This window comes from uncultured Psychroserpens sp. (assembly GCF_947501425.1).
GTDB lineage: Bacteria > Bacteroidota > Bacteroidia > Flavobacteriales > Flavobacteriaceae > Psychroserpens.
Genome location: NZ_CANMVN010000002.1, coordinates 123,165 through 146,357, shown reverse-complemented (window position 1 = coordinate 146,357; position 23,193 = coordinate 123,165). Strand labels below are relative to the sequence as shown.

The 23,193-nt window shown below is 33.5% G+C and carries 23 protein-coding genes and 2 tRNA genes; 16 read left to right on the top strand and 9 right to left on the bottom strand.

The window, feature by feature from the left end; all coding sequences use genetic code 11:
* Positions 1 to 64: 64 nt before the first annotated feature.
* The gene (locus Q0951_RS03220) at positions 65 to 2,614 is read right to left on the bottom strand and encodes an ATP-dependent Clp protease ATP-binding subunit (protein WP_299334179.1); all 2,550 of its coding nucleotides are present in this window, start codon (positions 2,612 to 2,614) and stop codon (positions 65 to 67) included.
* Between the two features lie 257 nt (positions 2,615 to 2,871).
* Here Q0951_RS03220 and gyrA point away from each other — a divergent pair, with 257 nt between their 5' ends.
* Positions 2,872 to 5,418 (top strand): DNA gyrase subunit A, encoded by a 2,547-nt coding sequence (gene gyrA / locus Q0951_RS03215; protein WP_299334176.1) that lies wholly within the window; start codon positions 2,872 to 2,874, stop codon positions 5,416 to 5,418.
* Between the two features lie 27 nt (positions 5,419 to 5,445).
* On the top strand, positions 5,446 to 6,723 hold the full coding sequence (locus tag Q0951_RS03210) for a tetratricopeptide repeat protein (RefSeq protein WP_299334174.1): 1,278 nt from the start codon (positions 5,446 to 5,448) through the stop codon (positions 6,721 to 6,723).
* A 56-nt stretch (positions 6,724 to 6,779) separates the two neighbouring features.
* Here Q0951_RS03210 and Q0951_RS03205 read toward each other — a convergent pair whose 3' ends face one another.
* Together Q0951_RS03205 and Q0951_RS03200 are read right to left on the bottom strand one after the other, a co-directional pair.
* On the bottom strand, positions 6,780 to 7,529 hold the full coding sequence (locus Q0951_RS03205) for a C40 family peptidase (RefSeq protein WP_299334171.1): 750 nt from the start codon (positions 7,527 to 7,529) through the stop codon (positions 6,780 to 6,782).
* Positions 7,530 to 7,538: 9 nt separating this feature from the next.
* Entirely contained in the window at positions 7,539 to 8,717 is a 1,179-nt protein-coding gene (locus tag Q0951_RS03200) for an acetyl-CoA C-acyltransferase (protein WP_299334169.1), read from the bottom strand.
* Positions 8,718 to 8,885: 168 nt separating this feature from the next.
* Between Q0951_RS03200 and Q0951_RS03195 the strand changes: the two genes are divergently transcribed.
* The 5 genes from Q0951_RS03195 (at position 8,886) to Q0951_RS03175 (ending at position 13,916) form a co-directional block, all read left to right on the top strand.
* Positions 8,886 to 10,931 carry an HDIG domain-containing metalloprotein gene (locus Q0951_RS03195; protein ID WP_299334166.1) on the top strand — a complete coding sequence of 682 codons (2,046 nt, stop codon included), beginning with the start codon at positions 8,886 to 8,888 and terminating at the stop codon, positions 10,929 to 10,931.
* A 97-nt stretch (positions 10,932 to 11,028) separates the two neighbouring features.
* Positions 11,029 to 11,113, top strand: a tRNA-Ser gene (locus Q0951_RS03190).
* A gap of 19 nt (positions 11,114 to 11,132) precedes the next feature.
* A tRNA-Pro gene (locus Q0951_RS03185) sits at positions 11,133 to 11,210 on the top strand.
* Between the two features lie 517 nt (positions 11,211 to 11,727).
* Positions 11,728 to 12,540: a phytanoyl-CoA dioxygenase family protein gene (locus tag Q0951_RS03180; protein ID WP_299334163.1), complete on the top strand. Its 813-nt coding sequence runs from the start codon at positions 11,728 to 11,730 to the stop codon at positions 12,538 to 12,540.
* A complete protein-coding gene (locus Q0951_RS03175; protein WP_299334161.1) occupies positions 12,537 to 13,916 on the top strand; it encodes a sulfatase-like hydrolase/transferase in 1,380 nt (459 codons plus the stop codon). The genes Q0951_RS03180 and Q0951_RS03175 overlap by 4 nt, the downstream gene beginning before the upstream one ends.
* Positions 13,917 to 13,931: 15 nt before the next feature.
* Here Q0951_RS03175 and Q0951_RS03170 read toward each other — a convergent pair whose 3' ends face one another.
* From Q0951_RS03170 to Q0951_RS03160, 3 genes are all read right to left on the bottom strand, one after another.
* Positions 13,932 to 14,408: a hypothetical protein gene (locus Q0951_RS03170; RefSeq protein ID WP_299334158.1), complete on the bottom strand. Its 477-nt coding sequence runs from the start codon at positions 14,406 to 14,408 to the stop codon at positions 13,932 to 13,934.
* An 89-nt stretch (positions 14,409 to 14,497) separates the two neighbouring features.
* Positions 14,498 to 14,650, bottom strand: a complete 153-nt coding sequence (locus Q0951_RS03165) for a hypothetical protein (protein ID WP_299334155.1) — start codon at positions 14,648 to 14,650, stop codon at positions 14,498 to 14,500.
* Between the two features lie 13 nt (positions 14,651 to 14,663).
* The gene (locus Q0951_RS03160) at positions 14,664 to 16,016 is read right to left on the bottom strand and encodes an NAD-dependent succinate-semialdehyde dehydrogenase (RefSeq protein ID WP_299334153.1); all 1,353 of its coding nucleotides are present in this window, start codon (positions 16,014 to 16,016) and stop codon (positions 14,664 to 14,666) included.
* A gap of 187 nt (positions 16,017 to 16,203) precedes the next feature.
* On the opposite strand from Q0951_RS03160, the gene Q0951_RS03155 reads away from it, so the two are divergent.
* From Q0951_RS03155 to Q0951_RS03145, 3 genes are read left to right on the top strand one after another with little or no spacing between them, the layout of a single operon-like run.
* Positions 16,204 to 16,536 carry a YtxH domain-containing protein gene (locus Q0951_RS03155; protein ID WP_299334151.1) on the top strand — a complete coding sequence of 111 codons (333 nt, stop codon included), beginning with the start codon at positions 16,204 to 16,206 and terminating at the stop codon, positions 16,534 to 16,536.
* A gap of 3 nt (positions 16,537 to 16,539) precedes the next feature.
* Positions 16,540 to 16,887 (top strand): hypothetical protein, encoded by a 348-nt coding sequence (locus Q0951_RS03150; protein ID WP_299334149.1) that lies wholly within the window; start codon positions 16,540 to 16,542, stop codon positions 16,885 to 16,887.
* Positions 16,888 to 16,889: 2 nt separating this feature from the next.
* Positions 16,890 to 17,090, top strand: a complete 201-nt coding sequence (locus tag Q0951_RS03145) for a hypothetical protein (RefSeq protein WP_299334147.1) — start codon at positions 16,890 to 16,892, stop codon at positions 17,088 to 17,090.
* A gap of 82 nt (positions 17,091 to 17,172) precedes the next feature.
* Here Q0951_RS03145 and Q0951_RS03140 read toward each other — a convergent pair whose 3' ends face one another.
* On the bottom strand, positions 17,173 to 17,772 hold the full coding sequence (locus Q0951_RS03140) for a DUF2652 domain-containing protein (protein WP_299334146.1): 600 nt from the start codon (positions 17,770 to 17,772) through the stop codon (positions 17,173 to 17,175).
* Between the two features lie 48 nt (positions 17,773 to 17,820).
* The gene (locus Q0951_RS03135; protein ID WP_299334144.1) at positions 17,821 to 18,864 is read right to left on the bottom strand and encodes an AraC family transcriptional regulator; all 1,044 of its coding nucleotides are present in this window, start codon (positions 18,862 to 18,864) and stop codon (positions 17,821 to 17,823) included.
* 391 nt (positions 18,865 to 19,255) lie between these two features.
* On the opposite strand from Q0951_RS03135, the gene Q0951_RS03130 reads away from it, so the two are divergent.
* The 6 genes from Q0951_RS03130 (at position 19,256) to Q0951_RS03105 (ending at position 22,665) form a co-directional block, all read left to right on the top strand.
* Positions 19,256 to 19,690: a hemerythrin domain-containing protein gene (locus tag Q0951_RS03130; protein WP_299334142.1), complete on the top strand. Its 435-nt coding sequence runs from the start codon at positions 19,256 to 19,258 to the stop codon at positions 19,688 to 19,690.
* Between the two features lie 6 nt (positions 19,691 to 19,696).
* The gene (locus Q0951_RS03125; RefSeq protein ID WP_299334141.1) at positions 19,697 to 20,779 is read left to right on the top strand and encodes a DNA topoisomerase IB; all 1,083 of its coding nucleotides are present in this window, start codon (positions 19,697 to 19,699) and stop codon (positions 20,777 to 20,779) included.
* Positions 20,780 to 20,952: 173 nt separating this feature from the next.
* A complete protein-coding gene (locus Q0951_RS03120; protein WP_299334139.1) occupies positions 20,953 to 21,402 on the top strand; it encodes a PA2169 family four-helix-bundle protein in 450 nt (149 codons plus the stop codon).
* A gap of 124 nt (positions 21,403 to 21,526) precedes the next feature.
* On the top strand, positions 21,527 to 22,234 hold the full coding sequence (locus Q0951_RS03115) for an SOS response-associated peptidase family protein (RefSeq protein WP_299334137.1): 708 nt from the start codon (positions 21,527 to 21,529) through the stop codon (positions 22,232 to 22,234).
* Positions 22,235 to 22,347: 113 nt separating this feature from the next.
* A complete protein-coding gene (locus tag Q0951_RS03110) occupies positions 22,348 to 22,509 on the top strand; it encodes a DUF1328 family protein (protein ID WP_299334136.1) in 162 nt (53 codons plus the stop codon).
* An 18-nt stretch (positions 22,510 to 22,527) separates the two neighbouring features.
* Positions 22,528 to 22,665, top strand: coding sequence for a hypothetical protein (locus Q0951_RS03105; protein WP_299334134.1), 138 nt, complete (start codon positions 22,528 to 22,530; stop codon positions 22,663 to 22,665).
* Between the two features lie 107 nt (positions 22,666 to 22,772).
* On the opposite strand, the gene Q0951_RS03100 is transcribed toward Q0951_RS03105, so the two are convergent.
* Positions 22,773 to 23,183, bottom strand: a complete 411-nt coding sequence (locus Q0951_RS03100; protein WP_299334132.1) for a hypothetical protein — start codon at positions 23,181 to 23,183, stop codon at positions 22,773 to 22,775.
* Positions 23,184 to 23,193: the final 10 nt, after the last annotated feature.

Sequence of the window (23,193 nt, the reverse complement as noted above, 5' to 3'; positions counted from 1 at the left end):
AAAAAATTTGAAACAAAAAAAAGCCTCTTAAAATAAGAGGCTTTTCATATCATATAATGTAAAATTAAGACTCAGTTTTAGTTTCAGACTTAACAATTTTTATTGTTAACTCTTCAGTTTTTGTGTCTAAATCCATGTGTATGGTATCACCTTCCTGAAGCTGAGAATTAATAATTTCTTCAGCAAGTGCATCTTCAATGTATTTTTGAATAGCTCGTTTTAAAGGTCGTGCACCATAATCTTTATCAAAACCTTTATCAGCAATATAATCCTTAGCTTTTTTACTCAGTTTTAGTTGATAGCCTAAGTCTTTAATTCGCTTGATAAGGTGTGTTAATTCAATATCAATAATTTTATTGATGTCTTCTTTCTCTAGTGCATTAAAGACCATGACATCATCAATTCTGTTTAAGAATTCAGGAGCAAATGCTTTTTTAAGTGCATTTTCTATGATGCTTCTCGAATTATCGCTGGCTTGAGCAGCCTTGGCTGAAGTTCCAAATCCGACACCTTGACCAAAATCTTTTAGTTTTCTGGCTCCGATATTAGAAGTCATAATAATGATTGTGTTTCTGAAATCAATTTTACGACCTAAACTATCGGTAAGGTAACCATCATCCAGAACTTGTAAAAGCATGTTAAATACATCTGGATGTGCTTTTTCTATTTCATCTAAAAGTATGACAGCGTAAGGTTTACGGCGAACTTTCTCAGTTAACTGACCGCCTTCTTCATAACCTACATATCCTGGAGGTGCTCCAATTAATCTTGAAATAGCAAATTTTTCCATGTATTCACTCATATCAATTCTGACGAGAGCTTCTTCACTATCAAAAAGTTCACGAGCTAATACTTTTGCTAATTGCGTTTTACCAACGCCTGTTTGACCTAAAAATATGAATGACCCAATTGGCTTATTAGGATCTTTAAGTCCAGCACGATTACGCTGAATGGCTTTTACGACCTTTGCGACAGCTTCATCCTGACCAATAACCTTACCTTTAATTAGTTCTGGTAATTGAGCCAGTTTATTGCTTTCTGTTTGAGCAATTCTATTCACAGGAATTCCAGTCATCATCGAAACAACATCTGCAACATTATCTTCAGAAACAATTTCTCTGTGTTGCTTGGTTTCTTCTTCCCATTTTTCTTGAGCTACGGCTAATTCTTTCTCAAGACGCTTCTCATCGTCTCTTAGCTTTGCAGCTTCTTCATATTTCTGCTTTTTTACAACAGTGTTTTTTGTCTCTTTAACTTCTTCTAATTTCTTTTCTAACTCGATAATTTGTTTAGGAACATCAATGTTAGTAATATGTACACGAGATCCAGCCTCGTCTAAAGCATCAATAGCTTTATCAGGTAAGAAACGTTCTGTCATATATCTGTTTGTTAATTTTACACAAGCTTCTATAGCTTCAGGTGTGTAATCAACATTATGATGTTCTTCATATTTGCCTTTGATGTTATTCAAAATCTCAATAGTTTCTTCAACAGTTGTAGGCTCAACTAAAACTTTTTGAAAACGACGTTCTAAAGCACCATCTTTTTCAATGTATTGTCTGTATTCATCAAGTGTAGTGGCTCCAATGCATTGAATTTCACCTCTTGCCAGAGCTGGTTTGAACATATTAGAAGCGTCTAAGCTACCTGTAGCGCCTCCAGCACCAACAATAGTATGAATTTCATCAATAAAAAGAATAATGTCATCATTCTTCTCGAGTTCATTCATTACAGCTTTCATACGCTCTTCAAATTGTCCTCTATATTTTGTACCAGCTACCAAACTTGCAAGATCTAGAGTAACAACACGTTTATTAAATAGTATTCTGGATACTTTTCTTTTAACAATTCTAAGTGCCAAACCTTCAGCAATAGCAGATTTACCAACACCTGGTTCTCCGATTAATAATGGATTATTCTTTTTTCGTCTACTCAAAATCTGAGAGACACGCTGTATTTCTTTTTCTCTTCCTACTACTGGATCAAGTTTGCCTTCTTCAGCAAGAACTGTGAGATCTCTTCCGAAGTTATCCAGAACAGGAGTCTTTGATTTTTTTGTCGATTTGGCAGACGATTGACCAAAAGGGTTTTCTTTAGCTTCGCCTTCGTCATTAGGCTCATCGTCAGAGAAAGATTCTGCTTTTGGCAGATCTAAATATTCATCATCATTTGTAATCATAAATTTGAATTGTTCTTTTACATTATCATAATCTACCTTTAGCTTATTCAAAAGTTTTGTGGTAGGATCGTTTTCATTTCTTAAAATGCACAACAAAAGATGTGCAGTATTGATAGAAGTGCTTTGAAATAACTTAGCTTCTAAAAAAGTAGTCTTTAGAGCACGTTCAGCTTGTCTTGTAAGATGTAGGTTTTTTTTCTCATTAGAAGCTACTGAGATATTTGGATTTGCCGGACTTAAGATTTCTACCTTACGTCTCAAGTGATTAAGGTCAATATCTAAGGCATTTAAAATATCAATAGCTTTACCACTGCCATCACGAAGCAGACCCAACATTAAATGTTCGGTGCCTATAAAATCGTGACCTAATCGCAAAGCTTCTTCTTTACTGTAAGCAATTACATCTTTAACTCTCGGGGAAAAATTATCGTCCATAGTAAACTCTTTCTGCATTAAAAATAATAAAATCTACCTATAAAATGGCAAAAACTATACCTTAAATACTAGGCTGGTACTAATAGAGTGAAAAAACTTTACAAATTCAAAGTATTTAACAAGATACTTATTAAAAATGGCGTTAAAATTTGTTAATAAAAAGTTTTAAATTTTGAACATATAAGTCGCTCAAACACTATGAAAATCCTTATCTTAGCACGATTTGAAAACCTACAAAAATCTAATTTATATAATATATGGAAGAAGGAGAGAAATTGATCCCTATAAACATTGAGGATGAAATGAAATCTGCCTACATTGATTATTCAATGTCGGTCATTGTGTCACGTGCATTACCAGATGTGAGAGATGGTTTGAAACCTGTTCATAGACGTGTACTTTATGGAATGCATGAACTTGGTGTTAGGTCAAATACTGCTCATAAGAAATCAGCTAGAATAGTCGGTGAAGTATTGGGTAAATATCACCCACATGGAGATACGTCTGTTTACGACGCCATGGTACGTATGGCTCAAGAATGGAGCTTACGCTATATGTTAGTTGATGGTCAAGGGAACTTTGGTTCAATTGATGGTGACAGTCCTGCAGCAATGCGTTACACTGAAGCCAGAATGAAAAAGATATCTGAAGAAATGTTGGCAGATATTGATAAAGAAACTGTAGATCATAAGTTAAATTTTGATGATACCTTACAAGAGCCAACGGTACTTCCTACTAGAGTACCAGGTCTATTAGTAAATGGTGCTTCTGGTATCGCTGTGGGTATGGCCACAAATATGCCACCACATAATCTATCTGAGGTTATTGATGGCACCGTAGCCTATATTGATAATAATGATATTGAAATAGATGAGTTAATCCAACATGTAAAAGCACCAGACTTCCCAACAGGAGGAACAATATATGGTTATGATGGTGTAAGAGAGGCATTCAAAACAGGTCGTGGACGAATCGTGTTACGTGGAAAAGCGGTCATTGAAGAAGTTCAGGGAAGAGAGTGTATAATTGTAACTGAAATACCATATCAGGTTAATAAGGCAGATATGATCAAAAAGACTGCCGATTTAGTTAACGATAAGAAACTTGAAGGTATTTCTACAATTCGTGATGAATCCGATAGAAACGGTATGCGTATCGTTTATGTATTAAAGAGAGATGCTATACCGAATATTGTATTGAATAAACTTTACAAGTATACAGCACTGCAATCTTCATTTAGTGTAAATAATATTGCTTTAGTAAACGGAAGGCCTCAATTATTAAACCTAAAAGATTTAATACATTATTTCGTTGAACATAGACATGAAGTTGTCGTAAGACGTACAAAATACGAATTACGTAAAGCTGAAGAGCGTGCACACATCCTTGAAGGATTGATTATTGCTTCAGATAATATTGACGAAGTTATTGCACTAATTCGTGCTTCTTCCAATGCAGATGAAGCGAGAAATAAATTAATTGAACGATTTAAACTCTCAGAAATCCAAGCCAAAGCAATTGTAGAGATGCGTTTGCGTCAGCTTACTGGACTAGAACAGGACAAACTGCGTTCTGAGTATGAAGATTTGATGAAGACTATAGAAGATCTTAAAGATATTCTTGACAAGAAAGAGCGTCGTATGGATATCATTAAAGATGAGCTTCTGGTTATTAAGGATAAGTATGGAGATGAACGTCGTTCACTAATTGAATACGCTGGTGGTGACCTAAGCATTGAGGACATGATTCCAGATGAGCAGGTAGTGATTACTATCTCACATGCTGGTTATATTAAAAGGACATCACTTACAGAATACAAAACACAAAATAGAGGAGGAGTAGGTCAAAAAGCATCTACTACTCGTAATGAAGATTTTCTTGAACACCTGTTTGTTGGTACAAACCACCAATACATGTTATTCTTTACTCAAAAAGGAAAGTGTTTCTGGATGCGTGTTTATGAAATTCCTGAAGGAAGTAAAACATCTAAAGGAAGAGCTATTCAAAATCTAATTAATATTGAACAAGATGATAAAGTAATGGCTTTCATTTGTACTCAGGATTTAAAAGATGAAGATTATATCAATAGTCATTATGTCATCATGGCTACCAAAAAAGGTCAGGTTAAGAAAACGTCCTTAGAACAATATTCAAGACCACGTACTAATGGTATAAATGCCATCACTATCAAAGAAGATGACGAATTACTAGAAGCGAAATTAACTACTGGAAATAGTCAAGTGATGCTTGCACTTAAATCTGGTAAAGCCATAAGATTTGAAGAAGAGAAAACAAGACCCATGGGAAGAAATGCTTCTGGTGTAAGAGGTATCCGCTTGGCAAATGAAAATGATGAGGTCATTGGAATGATTGCTATTGAGAATCCTCAAGAAGAATCGGTTTTAGTTGTTTCTGAAAAAGGCTATGGTAAGCGAAGTTATATCGATGATCCTGAAGATGGAGAAGCAATTTACAGAATTACTAATCGTGGTGGAAAAGGTGTGAAAACTATTTCTGTAACCGATAAGACGGGTCACTTAGTCGCTATAAAATCTGTAACAGACGATGATGATTTGATGATTATCAACAGATCAGGTATTGCTATACGAATGGAAGTTAAAGACCTTAGAGTTATGGGAAGAGCGACACAAGGTGTTAAACTTATCAACTTAAAAGGAAATGATTCTATAGCTGCTGTTGCTAAAGTAATGAAAGAAGACGAAGAAGATGTAGATGTAGAAAATTCTGATGCAGAGGATGTTAACAAGGATGGCACAACTCTTGCTAATAATGAAGAAGAATAACATATTAACACTTAAAATAACTAAATAATGAAAAAACAAATTGTAGTTGCTTTAGCACTTTTAGTGAGTACTATTTCATTTTCACAAAAAAATGAACTTAAGGCTGCTGAAAAAGCAATTAAATCTGGAAATTTTGCTGATGCCAAATCAGCTATTACTTCTGCTGAATCTCTAATAGGAAGTGCAGATGATAAAATGAAGGCTAAATTTTACTTTTTAAAAGGTAAGGCAATGTACGCCATGGGTAACGCATCTAATGATGATATAGATATGGCTATTGAAAGTTTTGATAAGGCAAAATCTATTGAAGCTTCTTCTGGAAAGAAAAAATATACAGATGAGATTAATGTCATTAAAGGAGAAATGCTAAACGGTTTATTATCAAAAGCCCAAACAGCACTCCAAAATAAAGAGTATATGAAATCTTCTGCACGTTTTGAAAAAGCATACAGAATGTCTCCTCAGGATACACTTTACCTTTATTACGCAGCATCTACTGCTGTAACAGCGCAAGATTATGTGGCATCTCTCAAATACTATGAAGAGTTAAGAGACCTTGGATACAATGGTGCAGGTTACCAATATTTTGCAACTAATAAAGAAACTGGTCAAGAAGAGCTTTTTGATACAAAACTTCTTCGTGATGCAGGAGTGAAAGCAGGACAGTATATTGCTCCAAGAGATAAGAAAACAGCATCAAAATCAGCTGAGATTGTAAAAAATATTGCATTGATCCATTTAACTAATGGAGATAATGAAAAAGCAATGAGTGCTATGAAAGATGCTAGAGCACAGAATCCTGATGATCTTGGTCTATTAATTTCTGAAGCTAATGTTCAGCTTAAAATGGGTAATAAGGATAAGTTTAAGGAGTTGATGCAAGAAGCAACAACAAAAGATCCGGACAATGCTGAGTTACAATATAACTTAGGAGTTATTGCAGCCGAAGCAGGAGAAGCTGATGCAGCTAAAGCATATTATGAAAAAGCAATTGCATTAGATCCTTCGTATGCAGATGCTTACAACAATATGGCTGTTTTAATTTTAAGTAGAGAGGAAGCCATTGTTGAAGAGATGAATTCTCTTGGTACTTCTAGTGCAGATAACAAACGCTATGATGAGCTTAGAGCTGAGCGTACAAAATTGTACGAGTCTGCGATTCCATATCTTGAGACAGCTCTTAAATTAAAACCAAAGAGTATTAATGCAGCGCAAACATTAATGAATATTTATAGTGCTACTTCTCAAATGGATAAGTTTAAAGCAATGAAAGCTAAAGTAGAAGAACTTCAAGCTGGAAACTAATTTACAAGTACTTACATAAAAAAAGCGTCCTGAGAATTTCAGGACGCTTTTTTTATTTATATGATTTTCTTGATCACCCTCAATTTGTGAGTATGCATTCGCTTATCTACGTTATAGATACCAGAGTGGTCTAGTCTATCTATCCTTACTTTACCATGTGCATGGATGATATAATTGTCTTCCATAATAATACCAACATGAGTTATAAGTCCTTCTGAATTATCAAAAAAAGCAAGATCACCAGGTTCGCTTTCTTCAATAAAGCTCAATGCTTGACCCTGAGTTGCTTGCTGAGAAGCATCTCTAAGGATGTGATATCCATTTAATTTATAAACCATTTGTGTAAAACCCGAACAATCAATACCAAATGGTGTTTTTCCTCCCCAAAGATAAGGGCTGTTAAGATAAGTAAAAGCTGTTTTTATCAGATGTGATTTATCTTGTTTTGATGCTACTGTATTACCATCATGAGTATGCTTTAATAACTCTAATCCATTTAATGATGATCCTATAGGAATGGTATATAACTGCTGATTTTCATCTTGTACATATTCAATAAGATCTGTAGATAAAATATGATCTTCTTGCTTGATTCTCTTGTAATTATCTTCAGTGATTTCAAGATACTGTTTATTATCTATCCAACCCTCGTATTTGTCGAAAGCCAATCGAATTCTGCTCCAGGATTTCCGCTGTTCTAATACTTTAAAAATTTCACCATATAGTACCTGAGAGACTAACTCGCAAGAATCACTAGGTTCAACTCTAAGCGGAACAATACTCAGATTACAAATTCCGTATTGCATTAAGCTATATTAATTACGTTCGATTACAATTGCAGAAGCGCCACCACCACCATTACAAATAGCAGCTGCACCAATTTTAGCATTGTTTTGTTGAAGCACACTTAAAAGTGTTATTACAATTCGTACTCCAGAGCATCCTAGTGGATGTCCAAGAGAGACTGCTCCACCATTAACATTTACGTTACTATCGTTAAGTCCGAGTATTTTCATATTCGCCAATCCAACCACAGAAAACGCTTCATTAAATTCAAAGAAATCTACATCATCGATAGATACTCCAGCTTTATCTAAAGCTTTTGGTAAAGCTTTAGCTGGCGCAGTAGTGAACCATTTTGGTTCTTGAGCGGCATCAGCATAGCTTTTGATAGTAGCTAAAGGTTTCAATCCCAAGGCATCTGCTTTCTCTCTGCTCATTAATACCATAGCTCCAGCACCATCATTTATTGTTGAAGCATTAGCAGCTGTTACAGTACCATCTTTAGTAAATGCTGGACGAAGTGCTGGAATTTTTTCCATTTTTACATTCGTATATTCCTCGTCTTTTGATACTATTACAGGTTCTCCACGTCTTTGAGGTACTTCCACAGGAATAACTTCATTATCAAACTTTCCAGAATCCCATGCTGCAGCTGATCGATTGTAAGACTGGATGGCAAACGCATCCTGGTCTTCTCTTGAAAACTCATATTCAGTCGCACATGCGTCTGCACATACACCCATCGCATTTTGGTCATAAGCATCTACTAATCCATCTTTTTGCATGCCATCAACAAGCGTAGCTGGCCCAAATTTAGTAGCAGACCTAGCATGAAAATAATGTGGGATCATACTCATGTTTTCCATTCCACCAGCAACAACTATATCAGTATCTCCAAGAGCAATAGATTGTGCGGCTTGCATAACCGATTTCATACCAGAGGCACATACTTTATTGATTGTAGTACAAGGCACTGTATCAGGAATACCAGCATAAATAGCAGCTTGTCTGGCAGGAGCTTGTCCAGTTCCAGCCTGAACAACATTTCCCATTAGAACTTCTTCTACCATTTCTGGTTTTAAATTGATTTTATCTAAGGCTCCCTTAATAGCAATAGCACCTAATTTTGGTGCAGGAACTGTTGATAAAGCTCCTAAAAAACTTCCTATTGGAGTTCTTGCTGCTGATACAATTACAACGTCTCTACTCATTTTTAATTCGTTTTATTTTCTAGCTGCAAAATTAATCATTTTTTAATTAAATAAGTGCTTAGATCTCATAACATGAGTTCTATTATATTTTCTTACTTTTGAAAGTGCAAGCATAATTTGAAGCCTACTAATTTTTTCAGGTTCTAATGTATTGAAATTGTAATCATAATGAATGATCTAATTAATAAATGGTATAAAAATCATGCGCTTTTATATAAGGTGCTTTTATTTTTAACGACTACATTTTTAATCGTTTATTTATTTCCGAAAAGTGGAAAATTCAGATATGATTTCGATAAAGGAAAACCGTGGCAATCTGAAAGCCTATTAGCTCCTTTCGATTTTGCAATACAAAAATCTTCCGAAGAAATTCAACAAGAACGTATTGAAGCTTCAAATAAGAGTGCCGTCTATTTTGATATTGATACCTCAGTAAAAACTGCAGTATTAAAAGCGTATTCAGAAAAATTTAAAACCTCCTTTGCTGATAGTATAGTGAACAGAAACCGAGGTTTATTTGCTGTGGGAAAATCCACTATTGAGGACATCTATCAATTTGGTGTATTAGACGAGGACTATGAATATTTGGGTGATAAAACAGTTATATTATTAGATGCTCAACGCCAATATGCTGAAACACAATTTTCTAATCTTACAAAATTAGATGGTTTTAGAGGTGTATTAGAAAGCAACTTATCGGGTAGTGGTTTAAAACAATTTGATGCCACATTTATTTCTATCTTTTTTGATATAGTAAAACCTAATCTTCGACTTAACTCCTCATTTACGGAGCAAGCACTCGAGGAGCGACTCGAGAGTATTTCTACCGTTAGAGGAAGTATAGAAAAAGGGACGCTCATCATATCTAAAGGTGAAATTGTTGAAGGTGAAAAATATGACGAATTACGATCATTAGAGTCTGAATATGAATCTCAGGTTTGGAATGAATCTAACTATAATCTGATTGTTTTTGCTTACGCACTTCTGGTTGCTCTTGCATTATTAATGCTCTTGCTCTTTCTTCGGAAATACAGAATTGAAGTTTTTCTAGATAACACTAAAGTGACCTTTATCTTTTTCAATATTTTGTTGATGATCCTTCTAACCACATTGATCATTAATTACAATTCACAATACGTTTATGTTGTACCATTGTGTATTCTTCCTTTAGTGTTAAAGGCCTTTTTTGATGCAAGACTTGGTCTGTTTGCTCATGTGCTTACAGTATTGCTATTAGGATTTATAGTGTCTAATAGTTATGAATATATGTTTTTACAGATTATAGCCGGAATTGTAACCATTTTAACGGTTTCCGAATTGTACAAAAGAGCAAACTTATTTATTTCTGTAGGACAAATAACACTTATATATATCATTGCCTACTTTGCATTTTATGTGATTCATGAAGGTAATATTACCAACTTAGATCCAAGAACATTTGGTTTGTTTGTATTATGTGGATTAGCAACTTTATTTGTGCAACCTCTAATCTATATTTATGAAAAATTATTTGGTTTAGTATCTGATGTGTCACTATTAGAATTATCTGATACCAACACTAAATTATTAAAAGAACTATCTAATAAAGCACCTGGTACATTTCATCATTCTTTGAATGTGGCAAATTTAGCAGAAGCCTCAGCCAATGAGATAGGAGCAAATGCCATGTTAATTAGGGTAGGTGCCTTATACCACGATATTGGTAAGATGAAAAATCCTACCTATTTTACCGAAAATCAAGCTACAGGTATCAATCCGCATGATGAATTATCCTCACGCGAGAGTGCAAAGATTATTATTGATCATGTGTTAGATGGTATTGAAATAGCCAAGAAAAATAATTTGCCAGACCGAGTTATTGATTTTATTAGAACTCATCATGGTACAAGCATGGTTTATTACTTTTACAGGAAAGAGAAGGATATAAACGATGATGCCAAAGAGGATGACTTTAGATATCCAGGTCCGCAACCATTTAGTAAAGAAACCGCTATATTAATGATGTGTGATAGTGTTGAAGCTGCCTCTAAGAGTTTAAAGGAGCCTACAACTACTAAGATTGATAAATTTGTTGAAAGTATCATCAGTAAACAAATGGAGGACGGACAGTTTTTAAATGCGAATATTACATTTAAAGAAATTCAATCCATAAAGAAAGTCCTCAAAACTAAGTTAGCTAATATATTCCATCTCAGGATTGAATACCCAGAGTAAGTCTTCAAAAGAAAAAAATTTAAAAAAATGTTGTGTTCTTGCTAATGAAAAGTTACATTTGCATCCCATTAAAAAGACGTTCTTTTTAAAACATATTGGAGAGTTGCCAGAGTGGTTAATGGAGCAGTTTGCTAAACTGTCGACGGGTAACTGTCGCATGGGTTCGAATCCCATACTCTCCGCTTTTTTTGATAACCGTTTCGGGGTGTAGCGTAGCCCGGTTATCGCGCCGCGTTTGGGACGCGGAGGTCGCAGGTTCGAATCCTGCCACCCCGACCATAGAAGCTGAACAATTTTGTTCAGCTTTTTTTATGTTCACAAGTTAGAAGTTTACTTCGTAAACGCAGTGAACATAAAAAAATAAAAACATGAAATGTTTTAGCTTTTATGAGCAACGACCCTTATACAGGATCAGCGCAGCTAATCCTAATGAATAGTTTTTGATTCAATCCTTCACAAGTTAGAAGTTTACTTCGTAAACGCAGTGAACATAAAAAAATAAAAACATGAAATGTTTTAGCTTTTATGAGCAACGATCCTTATACAGGATCAGCGCAGCTAATCCTAATGAATAGTTTTTGATTCAATCCTTCACAAGTTAGAAGTTTACTTCGTAAACGCAGTGAACATAAAAAAAGTAAAAACATGGAATGTTTTAGCTTTTATGAGCAACAATCACTTTTCAGGATCAGCGGAGCTAATCCAATAGAAACTGAACAGTTCTGTTCAGTTTTTTTGGTTTGCAAGAGTTTTTTATATGTGTTAACTTATACCTTTAAAATTGAAAATGCTTAGTATGCAAATAACTTCAATACTTGATGATTATTACAAGTTAACCGATAGGCAAGTTCAGTTTTATAATAAACATCATTTCATTAAGTTAAAAAACGTTTTAGATGCAGCTACACTAGAATATTTTAATGCCATAATTTCTCAAAAGGTAAATGAGCTTAATGAACAAAAATTACCATTAAATGAACGTACAACCTATGGGAAAGCATTTCTTCAGTTATCTAATCTTTGGACAAAAGACGAGATAATTAAAAAGTTGGTGTTTAGTAAGCGAATTGCTAAAATCGCTGCAGATTTGATGCAAGTGAGTGGTGTGAGGTTATATCATGATCAAGCACTTTTTAAAGAGGCTGGAGGCGGAATTACGCCTTGGCATGCCGATCAACATTACTGGCCTTTAAGCACTGATAAAACAATTACAGCTTGGATACCATTACAAGAAACAGCTTTAGAAATGGGGCCATTAGAATTTAGTGCAGGAAGTCATGAAATTATGGATGGAAGAGAATTGTCTATTAGTGATGATAGTGAAGTTCAAATAGAAAAGCGACTTAAAGTCACAGATTTTGAACATGTTATAGAGCCTTTTGATATTGGTGAAATTAGTTTTCATTCTGGTTGGGTATTCCATCGTGCAGGTGCTAATACATCAGATAAAATGAGAAAAGTTATGACCATTATCTATATGGATAAGGACATGACATTGAAAAAACCAACTAATTCAGGTCAGGAAAATGATTGGAAATCCTGGTGCCCAGGAGCTAAAGTTGGTGAAATAATAAATACAAATCTAAATCCAATAGTGTATATAAAATGAAAAAAGAATTATTGATTATATGTGTGTGTTTTGTAGTGTTTTCATGTAATAATAAAACTAAACCTGAATCAAATAGAAAAACAAATGAAGAGCGTCCAAATATTGTTTTATTAATAGGAGATGATCAAGGTTATCCTTATTTTGGGTTTATGGGAGCTGATTATGTTCAAACACCAAATATGGATAAGCTCGCTGCAAGTGGAACCTTATTCACTAATGGTTATGTGCCACAAAACCATTGCAGACCATCATTACAAACATTAATGACCGGAACCTTGCCTGTTGGTTATGAGCAAAAGGTGAATCAAATGATTCATGATTCGCTTAATAATCAAAGAGGACTTCCGTATCAAGATTCAGACCAGTGGGCAGTCAATTTTAAGCATCACGCTATGCAGTACTTTGAGACCTTACCAAAAATTTTGAGAACACAAGGCTATAAAAGTTTTCAAGGCGGTAAATGGTGGGAGTTCAATTACCAAAATGGAGGTTTTGATGCAGGTATGACCAAGGGTTGGAAAAAAGGAGATAAGAAAAACGACGATTGGTTTTTACAATTTATGGGAGGCGATGGTCGTAAATTAGCACGCGCTACAATGCAACCTGTTTATGATTTCGTAGAAGCCAATAAAGATAATCCTTTTTTTATTTGGTTTGCACCAGAATTGCCACATTATCCATTTGATGCTCCAGATAAATATTACAATATTTACAAGGATAAAGACATGACCGAATCGGCTAAACGTTATTATGCTAATTGTACTTGGTTTGATGATGGAGTAGGTGAATTAGTACGCTATTTAAAAGAAAAAGATGAATTTGATAATACCCTTTTTGTTTACGTTAATGATAATGGTTGGGAACAGGAACCACATCAGGAGTTCAGACATGATTCCTTACGCTGGCATAATGGTGGAGATAAAGGTAAATTATCTGTTTACGACCAATCCTTCAGAACACCAATTATTTTTTCATGGAAAGACAAAATTGTTGCAAATGCCAAGTCAAAGGCCTTGATGCATAGTGCAGATATTCCAGCTACCATTTTAGATTATTTGGATGTAGAAATACCAGATGATTATTTTGGAAAATCCTATAGAGCTATTATTGAAGATCCGTCAAAAACAGAAAGAGAAATAATCATAGGTCAAGCCACTCAAATGCGTTCCGAAGAAGATATGATGGGCATGAAGATTGAAGCCTATTGGGCTAGAACTGATCGTTGGTTTTTTCAATGGAATCAAACTACAAAAACTATTGGTCTTTTCGATATGGATAAAGACCCTAAAAACAATGATAATTTAGCCGAATCCCATCGAGACGTGGTAAACGATTTCAAGGCGCAAATTGAAATTTGGAAAACCAAGCATAAATGAAATAGAAGTGCTTAACTATTCAATCCGTTCATAGTTTTCAGCATAAATTCTGTTGCCGTCTTCGTCAATTTCTATTTGACTAAATGTATCGCCATTGATGATAAGCTCATGTTTGAATTCTTTTTTCTCTTCAATAATTTTGCTCATCATTTCTGAACCGTATTCTAGAATTTCTATCAGTTCAGAACCATTCATTCTATAGCTACCATAGCCGAACCATTCCGAAGAATCTGAAGGTACATATTTGCTCCACATCACTTTAGAATTAGTGTACATTTTAACTTGTCTATAACCTTCTGAGGTTTTAAAAGAATCAATAACCTTATTGTCTAAATAATTGTAATAACCTACAAGTTCCCAAGCCCCTTCTAGAGGATTTGTGCCTGTAGTTTCTGTAATATCTGATATGGAGTCAACAACATCATTTTTTGGTTTTTCTTTACATGAAAAAATCAACAGAATAATTAGGAGTGATGCAATTCTAGCTTTCATAACTTGATGATTTTAAGGTGTGAATTACTTTAAATTTACAAAAAAACTAGCAGTTCATCTAATTATGTAGCATCATATCACGTTGTTGGTTAGTATGCAAGAAAGTAAATTCCTGAGGCAATAACTGCCAACAAAAGTACAACCAATACAACAATTACAAATAGCGATGTTTTTTTTGTAGTCTCATCTTTTTGTAAAATATAATCTCTTCTTTCTTCGTCTTTGTTTTTTATAAATTTCATTTGATAGTTTTTTTTAATGTTTAATAAATACAGTTTTTTTATTGACAAATTCTAAGATGCCTTCTTTAGACAATTCTCTGCCGTAGCCTGATTTTTTTGTGCCACCAAAAGGTAATCTTGGATCAGACTTTACAAGCTCGTTGATAAAGAATGCCCCATCTTCAATTTGTGATATGTGTTTTCTTGCATCTTCAGTGTCTTTAGTGAAGATCATAGTGCCCAAACCAAATTTAGACTGAGAGGCTGTCTTATAGGCTTCGTCTTTATTTTTGACTTTAATTATCGCAGCAACTGGTCCAAAAGTCTCATCTTTAAAAACAGGCATTTCAGACGTAACATTCGTTAAAATTGTAGGCTCAAAATAGGTTTTATCTTTAAAATTTCCGTAGTGCACATTTGCACCTTGCTCAATAGATTTATTTACTTGTTCTTCCAACAAATCAGCTAAATCAGTTCTTGCTAATACACCTATTTCGGTGTCTTCATCTATGGGATTTCCAGATTTTAATTCTCTTACAGCTTCTGTGAATCGCTCTAAAAATTCTTCATAAATTGAATCTACCACAATAAATCGTTTGGCGGCAATACAGCTCTGTCCGGTATTTTGCATTCTGGCTTTTACCATAGTCTGAAGGTGCTTAGTTAAATCGGCATCATTTAAAACAATACACGAGTTACTACCTCCTAATTCTAATACTGTTTTTTTAAGATGTTTTCCTGCAATTTGTGAAATGTGTTTACCAGCTTTTTCACTTCCAGTTAATGACACTGCTTTTACAATATCGTGACCAATAATATCTTCAATGTTTTCGTGCTCTACCAAAAGTGTTTGAAAGCATCCTTTAGGGTATCCGGATTGTTCAAACACCTCCTGAATGATTAAAGCACATCCAGAGACATTGCTCGCGTGCTTTAATAAGGCTGTATTTCCAGCAGTTAAGGTAGGGATGGCAAATCTCATAACTTGCCAAAAAGGATAATTCCATGGCATGATGGCTAATATTACTCCTAGTGGATCGTAACTGATGAAACTCTCTTGAGCATCAGTTTCTATTATCTCATCAGACAATAATAAGGTTGCATTAGTTTTATAAAAATCACAAAGAAAAATACATTTTTCTATTTCAGCTCTGCTCTCTGAGATTGGTTTTCCCATTTCTTCGGTGATCAGTTTACTGTATTTTTCAATATTTTCATTTAGAGTATCTGCAACATTGTCTAATAAATTTACTCTGTGATTCAAATCTTTTAGTTTCCATTCGTTAAAACAACTTTCTGCGCTTTCTAAAATGGACTTGATTTCACCTTTAGTATGATATTTATACGTTTTAATGTCTTTTAAGGAGTAGGGGTTTATGGTTTTCATATTTACTATGTTTTTTTTATACAATTTAAGATGTGTTTTCTCATTCTATTGATTCAAATGCTATAAAAGTTATCGGAAATGTGATTTCTATTTAAGTCAATATTTAAATCAATAGAGTCAAATACAGCTTGGTAGAATTGCGAGATTTGTAAGGAATCAAATTAATATAAATTAAAAAAATAAAATAATGGGAAAAGATAGTAGTACAATTTTAGGAATTTTAGCAGGAACAGCAATTGGAGCAACACTAGGAATTTTGTTTGCACCAGATAAAGGAAGCTCAACCAGACAGCGTATTGCGGACGAAGCAATTAATACAAAAGATAAACTTGCTGAAAAAGCTGGAGTTTTAAAGGAGAGCGTGGTTAATACAGTGACTAATAAAAAGGATACTTTAGATACGCAACTAGAAACAATTTTGTCAGATGCTAGTCATAAAGCAGATGATGTTATTACCTCTCTTGAGAAAAAGTTATCTGAATTAAAGGCTAAGAATAAGAAATTACAAAAAACGTCGTAATAAATGACTGTATTCGAATCGTTAAATAATACCACAGATAAGGCTGGCGACATCGCACAGAAATATGTTGAAACGTCTCGAGATTATGTTAAACTCAAGGTGTTCCAACAGCTGTCTCTGTCTATAAGTTTAGCTATTAAATTAATAGTGATTGGAGGTTTAATTGGAATTGCTTTAATTTTTTTAGCAGTTTCGGCAGCCATTGCCATCGGAAATGAACTTGGAAATCTTGCCTTGGGCTATGTATGCATTGGAAGCTTATTCATAGTACTAGCATTATTAGCTTACAGTTTGAGAAAACATTTAGACAGAACGATAGTTAAACGATTATCTAATAATTTTTTTGATTAAACATGAAAGATTACACAACATTTGAAGAGATAGAATATGATCTTAAGCGATTAAAGCTTGAGCGTCAGATTGCTTATGAAGAACTGAAAGGTATTAAAGGTGATATTAAAGAAGACCTAAAACCTATCCATTGGATGCAAACAGCTTTGAAGTATGTTGGTAAATATGGCTCGTATGTTCTCATCAAAAAAATTGTCAAATAAAAGACTCGATTTAATAAATAAAAGACAGGAAAATTCTCCTGTCTTTTTTATGCCAAATGGTATAAAAATAAGTCTAGACTACTTACTGCAAAGGCGTTAAGTCTATGTAGGTGTAATTAACTTCACCAATATGTTCGTAAATGTTATCTCCAAGTTTGAGTTCTGACCAGTACAATTTATTATCCAAATTTTCCATATCATATTGCAGCATAAGTTGTTCTGAAATCAATAAATATTCATCTTTTGGAATACTATTCTTTAGTAATTTGTGAGCTATAACTACATCTTCGCCCATAAGCTTGATATGTTTTCCAATTTGAACTGCGTCTACACCTTCTCCATAGTGCAATATGATTTTTAAGCCCAATGTATTAGGTATTTTGTTACTGTCCTTATTGGTATCGTACTTTTCAGCTAGAAATTCTAATTGCTCGTAAAATTGTGTATAGAACGCTTTACATTGATTAATTAGTGCTTTAAGACTCGGTAAAAGACCTCTTTTATAGAAGAGAACTGCATCTCCCTCAATTTCTGAAACTCTAAGACCAATATCGTTTGCATATATGATTTTGTTTAAAAGCGAAGGGATTATTTTAGAACTGAAATCGGAGTTGGTTTCACTCATAAATTGCGTAAATCCGCTTATATCAGGTATGCAGATTAAAATAGGTTCCTTTTCCATAGTATATTATGAGATTTTACTCATTCTGCGAGCGCGTTTTACAGATAATCAGGCAACAGCCGAATCTACAATTAAATTATTTAGTACTTTTTTTCTGTATTCGCTTGGTGTAATATCATACTTTTCTTTAAAAATTTTGGAAAAGTAGCTTCTACTGGTAAATCCAATGCTATATACTACCTGGGAAACATTTAAATCAGCATTATTCATAAGATCACGAGCAGCTTCCAATCTCACATGTCGTACATACTCTGTGACAGTGCGTTTATATAAAAATTTAAAACCATCCTGTAACTTTGCTTGAGACAGTCCAGTGTCCTGAGCAAGTTGTTCTAGAGAATAATTAAATGACGGATTTTTAATAATGCTATTTCCTTGCTGTTTTACAATTTTTAATTCGGTCTTAGACAACAAGTTTGGTAATTGAACACCGTTTTGAAATTTATTATGCTGCTGAATGTATAGCGATAGCATATCATAGACAAGTGCTTCAATTTTTAAAACTTTAACCATGCCTTTAGATTTTATCTTTTTCATCTTTTTGATAAAATCAGCCATTTTAAGATTCAATGCGCCATAATGCGCAAAGCGATTGTCATGATCAGTATCTACAAACACCTCATATAAACGATCATTTAATAGAGATACATTAGTGGTACGTTTTTTAAGAAATTTTCGTCTTACAATTTGAACAATACTGATTTCTAATTTTTTATCCTTCGGAAAATGTAAATAATTGTAACCACCAGTTTTATTAGTGAAGATTAAAGAATGAAACTGTTCAACAATCTGCTCTTCATTATCAATTCCAAATCTGTGCTTGAAACTTCCATCCAAAGTATAAATAAAGCGAATAGGGTTAAAATCTTCAGCTTTAATTTTTAAAATAATCTCATTACGGAATGTAATATCCATATCTAAAAGATTAACACCCCAATCAAATGGCATAAATTTAATAGTCCCAAACGCATAATCGTTATTAAAACTTAAATTGTATTCATTCCATTTTTCAGTGATTGTACCACCTATGACTTCCTGAATTTGATTGAGTAAGTCTTTGGGACTTTCTGGAATAATATCGATTTCGATCATGTTAATAATATGATGGTTTGAATCTTCAAATTTAACTCTTAATATGATGACTTCACTTAATTTAAATGTTTTTTAACTCAAAGTCAGACAAAAACGATAAAACTATTGTAGTTAACTAAATTATTAAGGGTGTTTGATGATGTTTATTCAAAATAAGAATTGAATCACAGTTAGTAAGTTGTTTATACTAAGTAATTGTTAAAAACACATAGTTTCCTTATTTGAGTTAATATCCTATTTGATACAGCACTGTTGGTATGGTGTTATCTAGTAAATTTGATTGTTATCATAGATGATAACCAACTTTCGATAAGTTGATTAGTTAGTAAGACCTCAGTAATTTTTTTAGTTTCTGGGGTTTTTTACTCCATTTTTAATTAAAACTAATACTATGAACATTTTTGAAGCCATTAGAAAAGACCATGATATTCAACGCCATTTATTAGATAAGCTTGTTGATACTTCAGGTGATACCAAAACACGAGATGAATTATTCAAATCATTAAAAACAGAACTAAAAATTCATGCCGACGCTGAGGAACGACATTACTATAAACCTTTAATTGATTCTGATATAATGCAGGAAAAAGCTAGACATGGCATTGCAGAGCATCATGAAATAGATGAATTGATCGAAAAGTTAGAAGAGACAGATTACGATTCATCCGCATGGTTGAAAATTGCAAAAGACTTAAAACATAAAGTAGAACATCATTTGGAAGATGAGGAACAGAAGTTTTTTCAGCTTTCAGGTAAAGTTTTAAGTGAAGAACAAAAACAGGATCTGGCAAAAGTTTACCAGAAATATATGTCTGATCATAGATAATATATTATGTCAAAGCAACCGCTTTTACCTAAACTTTTAGAGCAAATTGATGAGCATCCTGAACACGCCATCGAAACACTAGATCTTACCTATATTAATCCGAAGCAATTGGCTATCCATCGGCATAGAAAAGGGAAGATATTTCAGTATACATACAAAGGAAAGTTATACAGAGATAGAGAGGATCTTAAACGCATCGAGTCTCTTGTTATTCCTCCAGCTTGGGAACATGTTAAGATTTCAACTTTAGCCAACGGACATCTACAAGCAACAGGTAGGGATTTAAAATCCAGAAAGCAATACAGGTACCATCAGAAATGGAATAAAATCAAGAATCAAACTAAATTCTTCAAAATGGCTAAGTTTGGAGAAGCACTTCCCTTAATTCGAGATCAAGTTGAAAAAGATATCATCCAACCTAATTGGACCAAATCTAAGGTTTTAGCTCTGGTTATTAAATTAATGGAGGAAACTCATATTAGAATTGGAAATAGATATTATGCAAAAAAGAATAAAACCTACGGATTGACAACATTACGAAGCAAGCACGTTCATCTTTTTAAAGACCGCTTAAGATTTGAATTTACAGGTAAAAAAGGGAAGGAGCACAGCATTACACTTCGAAATAAGAAGCTTGTCCACTTAGTCAATAAGTGCGAAGAATTGCCTGGCTGGGAATTGTTTCAGTTTTATGACAAATCAGGTGAAAAGCATCACATTGACAGTAGTATGGTTAATGACTATCTTCAAAACATTACCAAAGCATCGTTTACAGCTAAAGATTTTAGAACCTGGTCTGCGAGCGTCATATTTATGGAAGCGCTTATGGATTTTGACAGACCAACATCTGAAAAGGAAATAGATAAAAATATTCTTACCGCTTATGACATTACTTCAAGTGAATTAGGAAATACAAGAAATGTATGCCGAAAGTATTATGTACACCCTATTTTAGAACAATCTTACAAAGATGATACGCTACATGATGTATTTACAGAGATAGAAACTTCACCAGAAATTTCTGGATATCTCACTCCAACCGAAATGTCTGTTTTGAAATTAATCAGGAATTATCGTCCTATAATTTAGTTAAAGTTTTACTCAGAGATGATTTGCGTTAAGTTTTAATGGAAACGCATCAAACAATGTACATCGTTGTTAATACATTTGTTTTGAAAGAAAGAAAAGCAGAAATCTGCTTTAGATGCAAAATGATAGGCATCTTATAAGAAACTATCAGTAATTAAAAATTATATATACACATGAGTACTTATACAGAAGAAGTCGGAAAAAAGTTAAACAATCTATTAGAAAAAACATACGATGCAGAGAAAGGGTTTAAAAAAGCAGCAGAGAATGTTGATCACTCCGGATTGAAATCTTATTTCGAACAGAAGGCACAAGAGCGATATAATTTTGGTCATGAGTTAAAACTAGAAATCAAATCTTTTAATCAAGATGTTGATAAAGGTGGAAGTTTAACAGGAACAGCACATCGTGCTTGGATGGATGTGAAATCGTTATTTTCTTCTGATAATCAGGAATCAATGCTCGAGGAAGCCATCAGAGGAGAAAAAGCAGCAATAGAAGAGTATCAGGATGTTTTAAATGAAACAAGTCTACCTGTATCGACAAATAATATTCTTACAAGTCAAAAAAATACAATTGAGAACGGATTGTCTAATATTAAATCTCTCGAAGATTTAAGATAATCACCTCATTAAATGATAATGATTAAAAGGCACCTTTTAAAGGTGTCTTTTGCATTTGAAGACATTTTTTTACGAAACAAGTTAAACCTTAACGTCTATTTTTTCGTACTTGAAAAACAAAAAAATGTTTTATAAACTATCCAATACGTCTAGTTTAAAATCTATTGAAAACGAATTTAAAGCACAATTTAGATATCCTGATTTATATGAACCAAAGCTTATAATAAATGGTTTTGAAGAGTCTAATCTACCAGTCATTATATCACAAGATGCAAGAATCATTGAGTCAGCAATCTGGGGAATTCTACCTCAATGCTACGATGACTCTTGGGAAGCTTTTCAAAATGTATGCAATACGTTGAACACACATGTTAATGATAAGCATGCTGATGCAATGATCTATCCTGAAACATTATCTAAACAACGCTGTTTAATTATTGTTAATGGCCTTTTTACTTCGGTGATTCGACATGGAAAACTTTGTACTAAATACTTGCATTTAAAAAATCATAAGCCTTTTTGTGTGGCAGGAATTTACAATACAACAGAAGATGGTTTTCTTACGTGCTCCCTTTTAATTAAAAGTTCTAATAGGAAGTATTCTGAGGTATCTAACTTTGGAAACCAGGAGCCGCTAATTTTTAAAAAGCAGGATTTTAATCAATGGTTAAATCCGACACGACGTTTTGAACATCTTGAATTACTGATTAGAGACCATGAGGTCTATGATTTTGAATCTTCGGAAATTAGCATAAACGATGTTTCGGAATATAGTTGGTATCCATCGGAGTTCGATACATCCTCTCAAACCTCCAATTTGAAAATATCATAGATTAGGCAAAAGGGTTAATGATTTACTTAATAGAGCAAAGGTTGATCGTTATTTATATAGATATTGTAATATAAGATACTGATAGTCAGTATTAATAATTAAAACTATATATTATGTTACGTTGGTCAATTACTTTTATAATCATTGCTATTATTGCAGGAGTGCTAGGATTTGGTGGAATTGCTGGAGGAGCAGCATCTATTGCGAAAATCTTGTTTTTTGTATTTTTAGTATTATTCGTTTTTTCTTTATTGAAAAAAGGCGTTAAATCATAAACAATCAAATAAAATATTATGAAAAAATTATCAAAACTATTTTTAATTCTATTCACAATGTCTATTGTCTTTACTGGTTGTAGAGAAACACCTGCTGAACAAGCTGAAGACGCTGTTGAAGATGTTGCAGACGATGTTGAAGATGTTGTAGATTAGAAAATATAATTATCATATCAATATAAAACGCCTCTGAAAAGAGGCGTTTTTTTTATGCGAATCTAGTTGTTTAGGATTTTTATGATTAGTCATGAATTACAAACTTGTTAGTTTTGACTTCTTGGATCGAATTTGGTATAATTTGATTCTAGTGCTTTCTCAATGGCTGATGGGTTTTTTATTTGATAATAGTCATGACCTAAAATAACCACTGGATAGTTTAATACTTCTGGATTATTATTGAGAATTTTAATCCAACCATGTTCGTCAAGATTAGTTTTTGATTCGTAATCTTTAAGATACACAGGATGTTTCTTGTATATCAGATCTTCAACATTTATATGTAACGCTTCTGCCAATGCTTTCCATTGTGTTCCAGTTACATTAGTTTTAGTGACATCAATTGCCAGCAAATCTTTAAATGAAGATTTTAGATAGGCCAAAGTTTGTTTGCCAATTGATGATTGCGAGCTGTAATAGATTTTATTCATGTGTTTGTGTGTTGATATAGTATTCATAATATTAAAT